We start from the raw sequence: 17,040 nt of genomic DNA, 5'->3' as shown, positions 1-17,040 counted from the left end.
CTTTCACAACGTTCTACCGGATGATAACTTCTTGCAATCGATCCTTCCCGCCTTCTTGTTGGATGAATCGAAGTAGGACATTTCCGATTCTAATATCATTCGAATCTCCAACCTTCTGCGAAAGTAAGACTGCCCATTCTCCGGTGTCTCGCAATGGATCTTCCACGCCAAACACGCACTCCCGGACTTCCAGTTTTTCATTCTCTTCGGTCAAGGTTCCTTCTGCGCGCAATTGCTCGAGTCTAATCTCCTCAGACGTTTCCCACTCGATGAAAAACGGATACGGCAGCTCATCGGAAACCGGCTGATCGACAAATAGCATTTTCCACTTCCTTAGCTCTCCTCCAGCTGTCCGACGCTCTGCATCCAACACGCCGGACGTGTTAAACCCTTTGTTTATAATATCCTCATTAAATTGCTCAATATTGGATACGGATAAACATATTGTCCCCCATCCGTCCTTATCCTTCAAATCATGCAACAGCAAACGGGTCAACGGATGGTCCACTTGCTTCGCAATCTCGGGGCGTTCTACGGATAACCATTCGACGTATGCATTTTTCACATACCTCAACGCATTATAAGTCCCCCATTTTTCATGCCTGCCTCCAATGACCGACTGGTTGCCTTCATTCCTTTGCTCTTCAACAATCTTGGCAGGGCTTTTCGATGTGAAATAAACAACATGATCAAGCTTCATCTTATACATCCCCCTCTTATGAATAGATTACCATATCCAATAAAAAACGACCTCCGCAACATATGCAGGAGGTCGGTTCCATTACTTTTCTTTTTTCAATAAAACTAATGCGTCATAGAATTCCTTATCAATTTCCGCGTTCGGACGATACGTCATCAAGCTGACAAAATACGTTACGGCTAGACAGATAAGGAAGCCCGGCACGATTTCATAAAGAGCATCCGACAGCGCGTCGACAGTACCCCAAATTCCGACAGTGATTGCACCTGCCACCATTCCCCATAATGCGCCAGTTGCTGTCAGCTTGCGCCAATAAAGGGAAAGCAAGATGATCGGTCCAAAGGCGCCTCCGAAGCCCGCCCATGCAAATGATACGAGCTTCAAGATTGATTCATTGTTCGGCCAAGCAAGCGCCATTGCAACTAATGAAACGATGAGAACCGCCATCCTGCCGAGGAACACATATCGCTTATCTGTTGCATCGGACTTAATAATCGCCTTGTACAAGTCTTCGATCAGCGCCGAAGAAGTGACGATCAACTGGGAAGAGATTGTACTCATAATAGCGGCAAGTACTGCCGCAAGCATGATTCCTGCGATGAATGGATGGAAGATAATCTGCCCTAATGCAATGAATACTGTTTCCTCATCAACAAGCTCAGCTGCGTTTTGCTGGTAATAAGCGATGCCTACAAGTGCAGTGGCAATCGCACCGAACAAACTCAACGCCATCCAGCCAATCCCGATCCGGCGTGCGCTTTTCGTTTCCTTCACCGACTTGATCGCCATGAAACGTACGATAATATGCGGTTGTCCGAAATAGCCGAGACCCCAAGCAACGGAAGAAATGACACCTGCTACCGTGGCCCCCTTCACAAGACTAAGCATGTCGGGATTCACTTCACGGATGCTTGCAGCCGTTTCCGCGAAACCGCCTGTCAATGTCAAGCCGATAATCGGCACTAGTAATAAAGCAAAGAACATCGTAAGACCTTGAACGAAATCGGTATAACTGACGGCCAAAAATCCTCCGAAAAGCGTATACGCGACAACGACTGCCGAAACGATCAACATTCCGGAATGATAATCAAGTCCGAATGAGCTCATGAAGAACTTACCGCCGGCTACCATACCTGAAGAAACATAAAATGTGAAGAAAACAAGGATGATAACACCCGAAGCAATCCTCAGGAGTCGTGACTTATCTTTCAGCCGACTTTCCAAATAACTTGGAATCGTAATCGAATCGCTCGACACTTGCGTATATACGCGAAGTCTTGGCGCAACAAAGAGCCAGTTCAAATACGCACCTACTGTCAAACCGATGGCAATCCAAGCTTCAGTCAGCCCGACTGCATAAATGGCTCCCGGGAGTCCCATGAGCAGCCAACCCGACATATCTGCTGCGCCTGCACTCAGTGCAGTGACTGCAGGTCCAAGCGACCGCCCGCCAAGCATGTAATCATTCAAATTCGTTGTTTTCCTATAGGCGTACCAGCCGATGAAAAGCATGGCTACCATATAGACGACGATAGCAATTAATTGATAGAAATCACTAGACATATTTTCCCCTCCTGTTTCTTTTTCTATTTCTTTTTATAATATCATCTTTTCAATTAGTAAAGGAGTCTTTTAAAAATTAACTTTATTATTCCTAAAATGGTATAAAATTAGACAATCTTGTTCTGCTTCCTACATATTTCCTGGGAAATGAACAACTTTCGACAGCAGAGATTGGATCAAGCACCGAATGAATGACGTTTAAGCATGCTGAAAGAGGGAATCGTCTACGTAAGGAGGCGATTCCTGATGCCTTGGAATAAAAACGATTATCCTGATTCTTTTAAAAACCTGGATTCCGATGTAAGGAATAAGGCAATTGAAATAGCAAATGCGTTGTTGCGCGAAGGGAATGAAGAAGGCCGCGCCATTTCCATTGCTACTGCAAAAGCAAGGGAATACGTGCTTGGTGACAGTTCCGACCGCCCAAAATATGAAGTGAAAGCGCGTGACGAGGATTGGATTCTTTTGAAGGAAAATGGCGAACGGGCGATTTTCAAGGAAGGCACAAAGGATGACTTACTTGAAAAAGCAAAGCCATACGTAAATGAGCATAACGGGATCCTAACGGTCTACCACGCCGACGGATCACTCGAATCGACTTTATATGAATGAGTTCTCAACTCTCATTCGATGAAAAAATAAACAGGCGGAGGGGTTTTCCCTTCACCTGTTACAAATCGAAGTTTTATCACAGTTGATGACTTAATGATTCATCAATCGACATTTCACGAAGTTTGAACTTCTGGATCTTTCCTGACGCAGTCATCGGGTATTCGTCAGTGAACTTAATATATTTCGGGATTTTATGATACGAAATATTACCTCGGCAAAACGAACGTACATCTTCCTCGTCAATGACGGCTCCCTGTTTAGGGATGATCCACGCCATCAATTCCTCTCCGTATCTCGAGTCCGGTACTCCAACAATTTGAACGTCCGATATTCCTGGATGTGTATAAAGGAATTCCTCCACTTCACGAGGATAGATGTTTTCGCCACCGCGGATGATGACGTCTTTTATTCGGCCTGTAATATCGATATAGCCATCTTCGTCCATGACAGCTATATCCCCAGTACGGAGCCAACCATCCTCATCGATGGCCTCACGTGTCGCTTCCTCATTATTATAATACCCTTTCATCACATGATAGCCGCGTGTGCACAGTTCACCCGGACTACCGACGGGCACCTTTTCTCCTGTCAACGGATCTATGATTTTCACTTCGACGAACGGATGCGGTTTTCCGACTGTCGATACCCGCTTCTCAATCGGATCATCGGTTTGCGTCTGTGTGATGACCGGCGACGCTTCCGTCTGTCCGTAACAAATCGTAATTTCCTCTGCACCCATTTCGTGGATTACTTGTTTCATCACTTCAATCGGGCAAGTGGAGCCCGCCATGATGCCGGTCCGCAATGTCGATGTGTCGAATCTATGGAAATCCGGGTGGTTCAATTCGGAAATAAACATCGTCGGCACCCCGTTAAGAGCCGTGCATTTCTCGTTTTGGACCGCTTCCAATACGCGGAGAGGATTGAACTGTTCAAGGATGACCATTGTCGATCCATGCGTCACCGCAGCTAAATTGCTCAAAACCGCTCCAAAACAATGAAAGAAAGGTACAGGAATGCAAAGCCGGTCATTCTCGGTCAATTTCATGAAATCCCCTATAATCTTACCGTTGTTCACAATATTATAGTGCGACAACATGACGCCTTTTGGAAAGCCAGTCGTCCCAGACGTGTATTGGATGTTAATGACGTCTTCTGGCGACATGCTCTTCTCCCGCTCAGTCAATTCTTCGTCCGTAATCCCTTCTGCATGAGCAAGAAATTCCGACCATTTATAAATTCCGGATTCCTCGCGATCCGTCATAAGTATAATTCTTTTCAACTTCGGCAGTTTTACACTGGAAACGACGCCATCTTTGCTATTCTGCAGTTCCGGACAAATGGAACGGATAATGTCGATGTAGCTCGTCCCTTTAAAGCCCTCATCCAGTATCAACGTTGTAGCATCCGATTGTTTCAGCAAATATTCGAGCTCGTTCGCTTGGTAATTTGTATTCACCGTAACGAGGACAGCCCCCATCTTTCCTGTCGCAAACTGACTCAGCAACCATTGCGGTTTGTTATCGGACCATATGGCGACATGCTCCCCACGCTGGATTCCCATCCCGATGAATGCCTTCGCCAGCTCGTCAGTCTCACGATTAAACTCTTCATATGTTCTTCTGATCCCATGCTCCGGGTACACATAGGCCTCTTGCTCCGGCAATGCTTTTGCCCAATCCCTTAAGACCTCGCCAACCGTTTTACTCAACAAAGACATCCATCTAACCCCTTTCTGTGAATCTATAGTTATTTACATATTATCACAAAATTCAGAAGGTGTCTTAGGCATTACTCTTCAAAAAAAGCCGTCTCACCAGTTAGGCAAAACGACTCAAGTTCGTTATTCAACAGGGAAAACACGTCCCCTTTCGTCTTTGTACACGACATGATGGCGCTCGAATTTTGTCGGAGACTCAAGCCCTGCAGCTGCAGCAATCCGAAACAAGCCTTCACGCATCGTCAAAATGTAATTTGTGACACGGAATTTCTTCTCCTCCACGACGAGTCCTCTTTGCAGATTTTTATCCGTCGTTGCTACACCTGCTGGACACTCATTCGTATGACACCTTTCAGCCATGATGCATCCGACCGAAATCATGAAGCCCCGTGCAATTTGGACAAGATCTGCCCCCATCGCCAAAGCAATCGCCGCTTTGTCGGGCGTTGTAATTTTTCCTGAAGCGATGATTTTCACCTGGTCGCGCACTTCAAACTTCCGAAGTGCATCATCCAATAAGACGAGCGCCGACTTAAGCGGCAATCCGACACTGTCCGCCAAATCCTGATATGTTGCCCCCGATCCCCCTTCTGCGCCATCCAAGGAGATAAAGTCAGGACCTTTGCCCGTTTCTTTCATGAACGATGCAAGTTCCTCCGCATCTTCCTTGCCTCCGATGACGATCTTAATCCCGACAGGCTTTCCCCCGCGATCCCTAATTTTTTCAATGAAATCAAATAGCGTCGGATAATCGGAGAACTGCTTGAAACGGTTCGGACTGTTGATCGTCGTATACGGAACGACATTCCGGATTTTCGCAATCTCCTCTGTCACTTTCTCTCCTTCAACATGGCCTCCCCGCATTTTCGCACCTTGCGCCATTTTGATTTCAAATGCTTTCACCTGTGGGATTTCCGCCTTTTCACGGAGGCGCTCCCAGCTGAATTCCCCTTCCTCCGTGCGAAAGCCAAATAAGCCCGATCCAATTTGTGCAATGATGTGGGCATCCCCCGCCAAATGATAAGGGGAAAGTCCGCCTTCCCCGGTATTCATCCAAGCTTCTTTCGCCATGCCGATCCCTTTCGACAAAGCTGTAATGGCATTTTCACCAAGCGCTCCGTAACTCATGCCGGATTGGCCAAGCAGGCTCCTGACGTGGAATGGATGCTCGCAGTTCGGTCCGATAACGATTGCATCCTCTTCCGGCAAAAGCCAAGGCAACGCAGGAATTTCCTCCCGATGCTCTTTCCTAGAGAAGAGGTTATCTTCATCGACACGATAGCGCATCGTATTGATCAACTCGTCGTTATCGACACGCATTTCCTCATTCTGCTTCGTGAACAGCGCATTGCGGATGTAATAGCCGGCCTCTTCAAAATTACGTTTTGAGCCGAAACCGATAATGCTGTTCAAATACTTCCCGGGAAGCACCATATGCAAGTACTCTTCCCGGTTGAAAGGCTTACCTTCATGGTCAGCGTTGAACAAATATTGACGAAGCTCCGGCCCCGTCTTTTCTAGCATGTATCGCATCCGTCCGAGGACGGGATAGTTCCGAAGAATCGCGTGCTGCTTCTGTCGTTTGTCATAGAAATAAAGATAAATTGCGATTGAAATAGGAACGATGACTAAAATGAGGACTAGCAAAGTTGTCGTCAACGAAATGCCTTCAAACCAATCCATGAGCACACCCCTTTCCTATGCGTTTCGTGTAGTGTAACATGAACATATTCATACAATTTGATCAATTAATTATTATGGAGGGATACATATGGTAATCGAATTATTGACATCACACGCATCCGTACGAAAATACAAAGACATTCCCCTATCGAAGGAAGACGTCCAGGAACTGGTCCACGCAGGCCAGCATGCGGCGAGCTCCCACTTCGTTCAAGCCTATTCCGTCATACACGTAACCGATGCGGAAAAACGGGAACGTCTCGCCGAATTATCGAAGAATAAAAGGCAAATCCTATCCGCCGGAGCCGTACTAGTCTTCTGCGCGGATTATTGCCGATTGGCCAAAGCCGCCGCATTACATGGCAAAGAGATCGATTATTCACATGCCGAAAACGTACTTGTCGGCTCGATCGATGTCGCGCTCTTCGCCCAAAATGTTGCAATCGCCGCAGAGTCGAAAGGATACGGCATCTGCTATATCGGAGGCGTACGAAACGCCCCTGCAGAAATCAGCGAGCTGTTAGGGCTACCGGACGGCGTCGCGCCAATGTTCGCAATGACGATCGGCGTGCCGGACGAAGCGAACGAAGTGAAACCGAGATTGCCCGTCGAAGCGATCATCCATGAGAACAGCTATGACGCTGCCAAATATGACGAACTTCTTCCAGACTATGACCAAACGATGCACGACTATTACTTAAACCGCGGATCGAACCAAAAGGATACAGCATGGTCCGTGCAAATAGCCGACTTCCTCTCCGAACCGAGACGAACATATATGAAAGAGTTCTTGGCGAAACGTGGATTTACGTTCAAATGAAACACTGAACGTTTTCATCACGTATAAAGCATCCCAAAACGCATAAATCCATTTAGTCACGCATAAAATGGTATTCTCACGCATAAACGCAATAATCGACGCATAAATCTGCAGAAAAGCTCATAAATCGGATAACTCGCGCATAAAACGAAATTTCAACGCATAAACAGATTTCACCTCAAGGGATTGGTCAAATGCCAATCCCTTGTTGTATTCTTATATGTATATACTTGTCCGAAAAGAGGTCCAGCAATATGCAATTTGAAGAACTCGTCGAAGAAATCGTCCAACGAATCCATGAAGGGACGTTCATCCAAGGGACGATCAGTCAGCCGCGTTACAAATCTACTGGCCTGCAGAAAGTGAAACTGAAGCCAGTGGAAATTAAGAAAGAAGTCCATATACAATTTGAATATCACTACGAACGCATTTTGAAACATGAAAATATAAAAATTCCAGATATTCAGCCCGTTCTAAAACAACTACTGGAGCAATTCAAGCAAATGCAGGGAGAATTCACGGATGAGAAAGTTCATATCCAGCTGACAAAAAAATTCAAAGTTTCCTGGAAAGGTGAAAAGACGGCTAAGACGAAAACAGTCGACTTGTCGCATAACCGGAAAAAGAATTACCTATTGGACGATGAAACTCCTTATCCTTTCCTCATCCGTCTTGGCGTGCAATCTCCCGAAGGCAAGGTGAAGAAGCAGAAATACGATAAGTTCCGGCAAATTAATCGCTTTGTCGAATTCATCGACGATGCGCTCGTCCACTTGCCGAAAGACCGTCCCGTCCGCATTTTGGACTTCGGTTCCGGCAAATCGTATTTGACGTTCGCCCTCTATCACTATTTGCATATAGAAAAGGGATTGGATATCCGGGTGACAGGTCTTGATTTGAAAAAGGAAGTCATTGAGGAATGCAATTTGATTGCGAAGGATCTTGGCTATGAACAGCTGGAGTTCCTCGTCGGCGATATTAACGATTATAACGAGGAAACGTCCGTGGACATGGTCGTCACTTTACATGCGTGCGACGTTGCTACGGATATGGCATTAGCGCGCGCTGTTAAATGGAGAGCGGAAGTGATTTTGAGCGTCCCTTGCTGCCAGCACGAACTGTTCAATCAAATCCAATCCCCCGCTCTTGACGTGATGCTCCAGCACGGGCTCATTAAAGAGCGCTTTTCCGCACTTGCGACGGACTCCATCCGGGCTGAACTTTTGAAGCTCGTCGGGTACGATGCACAGCTGCTGGAGTTTATCGATATGGAGCATACACCGAAGAATATTTTGATCCGTGCTTATAAAACAGGCAAGAAACCAGCTTCTAGTTCCATCGCAAAATACGAAGCGTTTCGAGACATGCTGAACGCAAAGCCGTTTTTGGAAAGGGAATTAAAAGAAGCCGGTTATATACAATAAAATACGTGCACTCTCTTAGGAGTTGAAAGAATGCCTACTTACAACAAACTCGTACGTGACTTCATTCCCCATATTATTGAAAGCTCAGGGAAAACGTGTACGACACGCATCATGCATGACGATGAATTCATAACGGAACTCAACAAGAAAATGCATGAGGAACTCGCTGAATACGTAGCGGCGGAAACTGCAGAGGATGCCATCGAGGAATTGGCTGATTTATTAGAGCTGATCCACGCGGCTGCTGTTGCTCACGGATCCAGCTTTGATGAGTTGGAGAAAGTCCGTCTGCAAAAAGCGGAAAAGCGTGGAGGGTTTGACGAGAGGATTTTTTTAATCGATGTTGAAGATGAGTGAATGGGAACTGGATTCGTCCAGTTCTCTTTTAATTTCACGAAAAACCGCCTCCCGATTCCTCAGGCAGGCGGTTTCTTGATGTTATACGGATAATAATTCCTCTTGCGTGTCAATGAATCCGTTATAAATTTCCAAATCGTACTCATATGACGCTCGATATGTCGACAGACTGTGCGCTTTTACTTTTTCGAAGCTGTCTCCATCGACGATTTCAAAGAAGCTGTTCAGTATTTCGGCATTGGCCCATGCAGTTTCCTCAAAGGCAATATCGGTCTCATGCTCTTCTATTACCATCGTCATGAAAGGCAGATCTGTTGGCCTCTTTTCAGCCGCAGCTTGTTTTTTCATAAGCATGATTTCTTTCGTACGATCGAGTGAGTCGAGTAAGGCTTTGCGATCCATCGCATGGCCAAGCTCGTGGATGGTCAATATGCGAAGATACATTTCCAGTGGCATCGGTTCGGGGAGTTCTTGGCAAGCTTTTTGTACCCGGGCATTGTCGACAATCACTTCATCGTTGATGAAATCATACATCATGTTAACACCCGTACGTTCCTGCTTCAGCTCCACATCCATGTTTACGGCATAGATGGTCGATTCGATTACAGCGACGATTTGCGATACCGTCATTCGTTCTTTCATTCTCTTTCCCATACACCCTTTACTGTTTAGATTCTATCTATGTTAGCCAGAGTAGCATTTATGTGTATTTCATTCATGAGCTTTTCACAAGCAACTTTTTTATTATAATTAAATAAGGGATTTTTTTCAATAGGAAAGTTCCAGTATCCACCAAATTGTCAAAAACCTGCTAACTGACTAAGTTAGTAGGTTCGTGATTATTAATTATTTCATTTCAACCCGACGTCCATGAATACATATCCCTCTCGCTCATGCCGACCTTTGAACTCGATAGGTACACGTTTCTTAAAAATCGGTCCATCGACGACAACGGTATGGAATTCCCCCGATTCCCCGCATGAATCAATACCAAGCGATTCTAGTTCGTTCATTAATTCAATCGTGAATTCACGCCCTATAAATTGTGCAGGCATCATCTTCGTATTGACAACTACAATATATGCTTCAAAACCCGCCTGTACGAATTCCTCCAACAGTTTCCGGCGCGATTCCATCCATAGCGGGTGGATTGCTTTCATGCCGACTTTGGCACATGCCGTTTGTACCCAAGTCAAATGGTCCTCGAGGTCGATATCTCCGAAAACGCCATTCGGAATGCCTGCATCGACACATTCCTTCATTGCATCTAAAAATTGCTCTTCATACCCATACCAGTCCGCTCCCCGAATCATCAAAGGAACACCGATGCTATCCGCCTGCGCTTGGATAATTTCCAATGGCAATGCGTGAGATTTTGATCGCTCTTTATCCTCTTCGAACATTGTCCAAATCCGTTTTGCGACTCCACCTTCTTGAAGTGCACGATAATACGCCAGTGTCGAGTCTTTCCCGCCACTCCATGAAGCGACGAATGGTTCATTGTTCATTTGCAACACGTTCCCTTACGTTATATTGACAAAATTATATGATGTGTATATTCGTTGAAACATGTGAATCCAGTGCGTTCATAAATAAAATAAGTCCCCAGGCGTAATAGCGTTCGGGGACTTTTCTTATTCTGCCGCTTCTAATGAGTAGCCGTTTATTCGTAAATCATCGATCGTCTTCCTCAATTGCTTCAAATGGCATTTCTCGTACAAGCCGACGACCGGGAACCATTGTTCCAGTGGAATTAATCCTAGATTCGGATGCTTGAAGGACTTATCACGCAATTGATCTTTGCTGCAGCCGTCATAGACATCGAGCAAATAGATTCTTGAGTTATGAAGTTCTTCTTTAATATCTGCAATCGTCTTATACGTATCTGTCGGTTGTGTTTGCAAAGGAAGTTTTCCTTTGACGAGTAAGCTCCCGGAAAGGACGATCAGTTTCTTGGAGGCTCTTAGACTTTTCGGGTTCTTCAATTCTCCCGATATTTTTGAAGCTATATAAGTTTCCATCAATGCGAGGTGTTCCAAGATCTGTTTCGGAGACCAACCTCCTGTTGACGGAGTTGCATTAAATTCGTTATCAGTCAACCCATCGAGGGTGTGGTAAATTTTTCTTCTGATTTTGTTATTCCCCTCTAAAACCATTATATCTCTCCTTATATAGAACGAACTAGGGGCATTCAATTTTACTCCCACAGCATACGCCTTTTTGAAGAAAAATTAAAGTGATAGAATCATATTCAGAAAAATAAGATGTTGGTTATATTTGTAATTGAACTAGTTAATGCGAGTTTGGAAGGATTTATTCGTTTCAAAGAGCAATTATGAGGCTTTCGGGCGATTTATGCGTCAATCTTGTAGGTTATGCGTTTCTAGGATGATTTATGAGTATGTGTAATGATTTATGCGCCTTTGGAACAATTTATGCTTCTTTCAATGAGTTTATGCGTCGCAAGTGAAAAACGCTCCACCCAGCTAGGATGGAGCGATCAGAGTGTAGACAAGATAACTAAGCATATCCTCAGCCTGATTGAAAACGCTTGTCAGCCTAGGCGCGAAGTGGAGCGAAGACGCGAATAGAACTAAAGTTCATGAGTGGACGAGCAACAACGGATGCGAGCGTTTGTCAACAGGCTGAGCGCTGAGATTATGCAGGCATCGGCGTATCTGTCGGTTCTGCGTAGCCTTCTTTGTAAGTATCGTCAATGAATTCACGGATTTCCTTAATTGACTTGCCTTCCTGTTTCATTTGCACGGATGTAACCGCAATTTCCAAGCAGACGAGGCAGCGCGTTCCGTGATCGTCCCAGACGACGGAACCGTCTTCACGGATTTCATCGACGAAGCAATTCAAGTTGCTGCCATGGCCGGCACTTTCCCCACAACCGCAGTAGCAAGGCATATAAGCCAGTATATCTTCAGCGGATGCCGCCACTTGATAGACGAGGCGCATGTCTTCGGGCTTGTCATCTAAAAACTTCGGCAAGACTGCAGCCGACTCCGTCACTTCGTGCAAGTCCCCGTTCGGCAAATGTTTTTCATGACCCACTTCCAGATGTTCCTCTTCCGTGTGCTGTTGCGCCTTGTTTCCGCATGCGGAAAGGACAAGGACCAATATTAACATGATAGACGTAAGGCTTTTCTTCATTCATGTCGACTCCTTTATAAGTTACTTGTCCTTCCATCATAGCGGAGATTGATAGATTGCACGGTTACAAATTTGTGGACAATGCACCCCGTTTATTTTCCTTCTGCTTGATCCAATAGCGGATGCCTTTCCCAGCTAACGGTTCGTCGGAAAACCGCGGGATGACATGCAGATGGGCGTGCGGAATCGATTGTCCGCCCACTTCGCCTGTATTCCAGCCGACTGTATAGCCTTCATGGCCATAACGCTCCTCCAAATAGGCCTTCGCTTTCAACAGGAGCTCCTGCGTGTCCCGCCACTCTTCCGCCGTCAATGAAAACACATCGACCGCATGCCGTTTCGGGACGATCAAGCCGCTTCCTTCCAAAACTTTTTGTTCAGAACGCTTTTGAATATACGCGCATGTTTCTGTTTCAAAGATAATTTGCTGTTCGGGATCTGCAGTTAAATTACAGTACGGACAATCTTTCTCGTACATATGTTACCGACCAATCATCTTCGAAGGATCAACGTATTCGTCGAACTGCTCTTCTGTCAATAGACCCGTTTTAAGCGCCGCTTCTTTCAATGTCGTGCCTTCTTTATGTGCCGTTTTCGCGATTTTCGCTGCGTTTTCGTATCCGATATGCGGGTTCAAAGCTGTTACAAGCATCAAGGAGTTTTTCACTTTGCTATCGATCTCTTCCCTGTTCGGTTCGATGCCGACTGCGCAATTGTCGTTGAAGCTGCGCATGCCGTCTGCAAGCAATTGTGCAGATTGCAGGAAGTTATAAATGATAACCGGCTTGAAAACGTTCAGTTCAAAGTTTCCTTGGCTTGCCGAGAATCCGATTGCCGCGTCATTACCCATCACTTGTGCAACAACCATTGTGAGAGCTTCACTTTGTGTCGGGTTGACTTTACCTGGCATGATGGAGCTGCCTGGTTCATTTTCAGGAATTGTGATTTCACCAATTCCTGAACGCGGACCGCTCGCCAACCATCTTACGTCGTTCGCGATTTTCATCAAATCCGCTGCTAAAGCCTTCATCGCACCATGTGTATAGACGACTTCATCATAGCTAGTGAGCGCGTGGAATTTATTTTCAGCAGATGTGAATGCGATGCCGACCGATTTTGAAATCTCTTCAGCAACTTTCTCACCGAATCCTTTTGGTGCATTCAGTCCTGTGCCGACTGCAGTTCCACCAATTGCAAGTTCCTTCATGGACTGGACGCTTTCGTTCAACATTTTTTCCGTCTTTTCCAGCATGCGATGCCATCCGCTAATTTCCTGCCCTAATGTAAGAGGTGTCGCGTCTTGCAGATGCGTACGACCTATTTTAATAATATCCATGAATTCCTCAGATTTCTTGCCAAGCGTTGCCTTCAGTTCTTGTAGAGCTGGCAGCAATTCACGTTCCACTGCGATAACACCCGAGACATGCAGTGCTGTCGGGAATGTATCGTTGGAGCTTTGAGATTTATTCACATCATCGTTCGGATGGAGGCGCTCTTCTTCGCCCCACTCCTCTAACAGTTGGTTACCGCGGTTCGCTAGCACTTCGTTCATATTCATGTTCGATTGCGTTCCGCTTCCTGTTTGCCAAACGACGAGCGGGAAATGGTCGTCCCATTTTCCTTCAATTACTTCTTCGGCAGCTGCGACAATTGCTTTCATTTTCGCGTCAGATAGATTGCCATATGAGTTGCTAGCAATTGCGGCTGATTTTTTCAAATGGGCAAACGCACGAATGACGCCAAGCGGAATACGTTCTCCGCCGATTTTAAAGTTCTGCTTGCTCCGCTGCGTCTGCGCGCCCCATAACTTATCCGCCGGTACTTTGATTTCTCCAAATGTGTCATGCTCGATACGATAGTCCATTTTCCCTCCGCCTTTCAATAGATAATTCAAACTCCTCCTTCTATCATGCACTTTTTTAGAGTTGAAATAAAATGAAAAGACCCGGTTATCCGAGTCTTTCAAAATCAGGCTAATTTCTTTTCCTGGAATATTTCTATAAATCTATCCACTACTTCCGGATGGAATTGTGTCCCTCTGCCCCTTTTTAGTTCTGCAAACGCCTCTTCGACCGTCACCGCTTGTTTGTAGACGCGTTCCGTTATCATTGCATCATAGGCGTCGACGACAGAGACAATGGCGGCTTCCAAAGATATTTCGTCCCCTTTCAAACCATAGGGATACCCTTTGCCGTCGTATCGCTCGTGATGCTGCTCGACGATGAATGCGGCATCTTTCAACCACTCCACCGGGTGGGCTCGCATAATGTTTGCGCCGATCGAGGAATGCAATTTCATCGTTTCCCACTCATCCCCCGTAAGCTTTCCTGGTTTGTTTAATATCTCAATGGGAATCGCGAGCTTGCCGATATCGTGGAAATAGGAACCCCACCGCAGCAATTTGAGTCTGCATTTCGGCTGGTCCATCCGTTTCCAAACTTCTATGGCGTATTGCCTAATTCGATCGCAATGGTGATATGTGTAACCATCCACCCTCGCAACAGCATCCATTTCGGTTTGCAGAGTCTGCGTTTCGAAAAATAATTGTTCATAGAAATCGGCATCCATCTTCATGAGGATTTCTGAGTTGGATGTTCCGTAAAACGTGACGATTTTCTCGTAACAGGAAGCGTCGAGCGTTTCTCCGATTTGCAGTTTCGTACGATTGCCACGGTGTTCAATTTCGACTTCGCCATCCAATAACGTGTACGTTTCGACAACCGTGTTCTCGGGGTTGTATTGGGCGCAGAAAGATCCCCCTTCATTCAAAGAAAAGAGGGCTTCCGCAACGTTATTCCAACATCCCATAATCATAATCTGTCCGGATGTCATGCGTAAAACAGGGTACTGGCCATCTGTTTGGCGGTGCGTGTAGTTTCGAGTTGTTCCCATAGGCATCCTCCGTCAAGCAGGTTTCGACTATTTTCCACGTGTTTCTTCTAGTATAACGAAAAGTGCTAGGAAACTCTACACTTATTTTTGAATAAATAGAATACACATTCTTTTATAATTCCTGCCTCAATGCCTGAATGACATCAATCTTTGTCGCTTTACGAGCTGGGCGCCAGCCGGAAATCATGGCGACTGATATGCTGATTGCGGATGCTATGACGACTAGTTGCCATGGAATGATGGAAAAAGTGATATCAAAGCTTGCGATTTCTTCTTCCCCGAGCGCAGCTGAAACGATGATCGGCAAAACCATATTGGCGATGAAACTGACACCGTAAGAGATCACGACGGCGATGACTGTTCCTATTATTCCAATCCATGCACTTTCCATGAGGAATAGTCTTTGAATCAGTTTCGGGCTTGCCCCGATTGCTTTCATGACGCCGATTTCTCGGGTCCTTTCCGTTACAGCCATCGTCATCGTGTTGAAGATTCCGATGGAGGCAATTAAAATCGCGATTGTGCCGACAAATACGAGGCCAGCTTTGAATGCCAGAAAGAAGACATCAAGTTGTTCAAGCTGATCGGCAATGGAGTAGACGGCAAACCCTTCCTCTTTGAGGGACTTGCTTAGTGCAGTGACATTTTCAAGATTATCTGCATACACATTGACGTTCCCGTAGAACAATTCGCTGTCGGCATCCTCTACGTGGGTGAGGAAAATCCGATTCAAATCAGACATGATGGCCGCGTCCGCATAAATATTAAAGTCCATTACCCAATCTTTCGCAGGCTCTTTTGCAATACCAACGATAGTCAATGTTGTTTCTTCAGGGAACAGTTCTTTCTCTTCATACAATCCCATTTTGTATGTGAACTGTTTGCCGATAATTGCTTCCTTATATGTTGAAGGTTCCGCTTCTCCGTCGTCCGCTTTCGGTTCGATCAGATTTTCGGCGAAATGGCTTCCTACGACGACTTCATGTTTATTCTCCGGCAAGCGCCCCTCTTGCAAGGCGAAGCCCACTTTTGCTTCCTCTTGGAATTCCGTGACCGTCATGTTATGGCTGCCGATGAACCCGTCCAATTCCGTTTGCTGGTTAATGCTAACAGACTGGCGGAAGACGACCGCTTTCACACGATCCCGTTTTTTAAGTTCCTCCACTTTAGTCTGATCCATATCACTCGAGTACACTTCAATCTGATTCACTAATCGATTATCGAGTATTTCATTTCGCATCGTGTCGTGGATGCCAAATCCGACGGATGCAAGGACAATCAAGAATGCTGTGCCCATCGTTGCGGCGAGGATGGTCATGAAAACGCGAAGTTTATTCTTTTTAATATGTTGCCGTACGAAATCGATTTGATCGTTAAATTGCATGTACGACACCCCCTTCTGTTAACTCACCGTCGTGCATGCGGTAAATGCGGTCGGCCGTCTCCGCCACCGTGTCATCATGCGTAATAATGATAAATGTGATGCCGCGGGACTTATTCAACGATTGGATGAGTAGCAGGATGTCCTGCTCCGTCTCTGAATCGAGGCTCCCCGTCGGCTCGTCCGCAAAGATGATTGGCGGATCGGTTATGAGCGCACGCGCAATGCTCACCCGCTGCTGCTGTCCACCTGATAATTCATTCGGATAATGGTCTTGCACCTCTGTCAAGCCGACAAGCTGAAGAAGGTGTCGGACCTTATCCCGCCGTTCCTTTTTGGAAGCTCCAGCGAGTTTTAGTGGCAGCTCCACATTTTCAAACGCCGTGAGACCCGGCATGAGCTGGAAATTTTGAAAGATGAATCCGAAATGATCGAGGCGGAACTTCGCGCTCTCCACCTCATTGAATGTTGAAGTTAGCGTTTCTCCTATTCGGATAATACCTGCCTCCGGCTTAAGGAACCCCGCCATTATATGGAGCAATGTCGACTTCCCCGACCCGCTCCGCCCGACAATCGAAACAATTTCTCCCTCGTCAATCGTGAAGGATAGCCCCTTCAGCACCGGGACATGCCTCTCCTTGCCTTTCTTGCCGATTTTAAATGAATGTGTCAATTCCTGAACTTGTATCATGAATTCCCCTCCAACGTAGTAACTGTTTCTCATTGTAA

Annotated in this window: 17 protein-coding genes; 4 read left to right on the top strand and 13 right to left on the bottom strand. The window is 46.0% G+C overall.

Annotated elements, in window-relative coordinates:
* Positions 1 to 13 precede the first annotated feature (13 nt).
* The gene (locus AB1K89_RS16050; protein ID WP_413055713.1) at positions 14 to 700 is read right to left on the bottom strand and encodes a VOC family protein; all 687 of its coding nucleotides are present in this window, start codon (positions 698 to 700) and stop codon (positions 14 to 16) included.
* Between the two features lie 81 nt (positions 701 to 781).
* Entirely contained in the window at positions 782 to 2,263 is a 1,482-nt protein-coding gene (gene putP, locus AB1K89_RS16045) for a sodium/proline symporter PutP (RefSeq protein WP_413055712.1), read from the bottom strand.
* A gap of 246 nt (positions 2,264 to 2,509) precedes the next feature.
* Between putP and AB1K89_RS16040 the strand changes: the two genes are divergently transcribed.
* Complete coding sequence (locus tag AB1K89_RS16040) at positions 2,510 to 2,875, top strand: DUF2188 domain-containing protein (RefSeq protein WP_413055711.1); 366 nt, start codon at positions 2,510 to 2,512, stop codon at positions 2,873 to 2,875.
* 76 nt (positions 2,876 to 2,951) lie between these two features.
* On the opposite strand, the gene AB1K89_RS16035 is transcribed toward AB1K89_RS16040, so the two are convergent.
* Positions 2,952 to 4,595, bottom strand: a complete 1,644-nt coding sequence (locus AB1K89_RS16035; RefSeq protein ID WP_413055710.1) for an AMP-binding protein — start codon at positions 4,593 to 4,595, stop codon at positions 2,952 to 2,954.
* Between the two features lie 123 nt (positions 4,596 to 4,718).
* Entirely contained in the window at positions 4,719 to 6,278 is a 1,560-nt protein-coding gene (locus AB1K89_RS16030; protein ID WP_413055709.1) for an FMN-binding glutamate synthase family protein, read from the bottom strand.
* Positions 6,279 to 6,366: 88 nt separating this feature from the next.
* Here AB1K89_RS16030 and nfsA point away from each other — a divergent pair, with 88 nt between their 5' ends.
* The 3 genes from nfsA (at position 6,367) to AB1K89_RS16015 (ending at position 8,879) form a co-directional block, all read left to right on the top strand.
* Positions 6,367 to 7,098, top strand: coding sequence for an oxygen-insensitive NADPH nitroreductase (gene nfsA / locus AB1K89_RS16025; RefSeq protein WP_413055708.1), 732 nt, complete (start codon positions 6,367 to 6,369; stop codon positions 7,096 to 7,098).
* Between the two features lie 254 nt (positions 7,099 to 7,352).
* Positions 7,353 to 8,522: a class I SAM-dependent methyltransferase gene (locus AB1K89_RS16020; protein WP_413055707.1), complete on the top strand. Its 1,170-nt coding sequence runs from the start codon at positions 7,353 to 7,355 to the stop codon at positions 8,520 to 8,522.
* A gap of 30 nt (positions 8,523 to 8,552) precedes the next feature.
* Positions 8,553 to 8,879 carry a pyrophosphohydrolase domain-containing protein gene (locus AB1K89_RS16015; RefSeq protein ID WP_413055706.1) on the top strand — a complete coding sequence of 109 codons (327 nt, stop codon included), beginning with the start codon at positions 8,553 to 8,555 and terminating at the stop codon, positions 8,877 to 8,879.
* Between the two features lie 81 nt (positions 8,880 to 8,960).
* Here the strand turns inward: AB1K89_RS16015 and AB1K89_RS16010 are convergent, their stop codons facing one another.
* The 9 genes from AB1K89_RS16010 to AB1K89_RS15970 all read right to left on the bottom strand — a co-directional run bounded on the left by AB1K89_RS16010 (position 8,961) and on the right by AB1K89_RS15970 (position 17,002).
* Positions 8,961 to 9,521 carry an integrase gene (locus tag AB1K89_RS16010; RefSeq protein ID WP_413055705.1) on the bottom strand — a complete coding sequence of 187 codons (561 nt, stop codon included), beginning with the start codon at positions 9,519 to 9,521 and terminating at the stop codon, positions 8,961 to 8,963.
* Between the two features lie 209 nt (positions 9,522 to 9,730).
* The gene (locus tag AB1K89_RS16005) at positions 9,731 to 10,387 is read right to left on the bottom strand and encodes a Dph6-related ATP pyrophosphatase (RefSeq protein WP_413055704.1); all 657 of its coding nucleotides are present in this window, start codon (positions 10,385 to 10,387) and stop codon (positions 9,731 to 9,733) included.
* Positions 10,388 to 10,513: 126 nt separating this feature from the next.
* Positions 10,514 to 11,035: a DinB family protein gene (locus AB1K89_RS16000; RefSeq protein ID WP_413055703.1), complete on the bottom strand. Its 522-nt coding sequence runs from the start codon at positions 11,033 to 11,035 to the stop codon at positions 10,514 to 10,516.
* A gap of 502 nt (positions 11,036 to 11,537) precedes the next feature.
* Complete coding sequence (locus tag AB1K89_RS15995) at positions 11,538 to 12,038, bottom strand: PCYCGC motif-containing (lipo)protein (protein WP_413055702.1); 501 nt, start codon at positions 12,036 to 12,038, stop codon at positions 11,538 to 11,540.
* Positions 12,039 to 12,102: 64 nt separating this feature from the next.
* Complete coding sequence (locus tag AB1K89_RS15990; protein ID WP_413055701.1) at positions 12,103 to 12,516, bottom strand: HIT family protein; 414 nt, start codon at positions 12,514 to 12,516, stop codon at positions 12,103 to 12,105.
* Positions 12,517 to 12,519: 3 nt separating this feature from the next.
* Positions 12,520 to 13,902: a class II fumarate hydratase gene (gene fumC, locus AB1K89_RS15985; protein WP_413055726.1), complete on the bottom strand. Its 1,383-nt coding sequence runs from the start codon at positions 13,900 to 13,902 to the stop codon at positions 12,520 to 12,522.
* A gap of 104 nt (positions 13,903 to 14,006) precedes the next feature.
* Positions 14,007 to 14,930, bottom strand: coding sequence for an HD-GYP domain-containing protein (locus AB1K89_RS15980; protein ID WP_413055700.1), 924 nt, complete (start codon positions 14,928 to 14,930; stop codon positions 14,007 to 14,009).
* A gap of 112 nt (positions 14,931 to 15,042) precedes the next feature.
* Entirely contained in the window at positions 15,043 to 16,314 is a 1,272-nt protein-coding gene (locus AB1K89_RS15975) for an ABC transporter permease (RefSeq protein WP_413055699.1), read from the bottom strand.
* Positions 16,304 to 17,002 (bottom strand): ABC transporter ATP-binding protein, encoded by a 699-nt coding sequence (locus tag AB1K89_RS15970; protein WP_413055698.1) that lies wholly within the window; start codon positions 17,000 to 17,002, stop codon positions 16,304 to 16,306. The genes AB1K89_RS15975 and AB1K89_RS15970 overlap by 11 nt, the downstream gene beginning before the upstream one ends.
* Between the last annotated feature and the right edge of the window lie 38 nt (positions 17,003 to 17,040).

It is taken from the genome of Sporosarcina pasadenensis (assembly GCF_047228845.1).
Lineage (GTDB): Bacteria > Bacillota > Bacilli > Bacillales_A > Planococcaceae > Sporosarcina.
The sequence above is the reverse complement of the archived record's forward strand: the minus strand, read 5'-3'. Positions and strand labels throughout refer to the sequence as shown.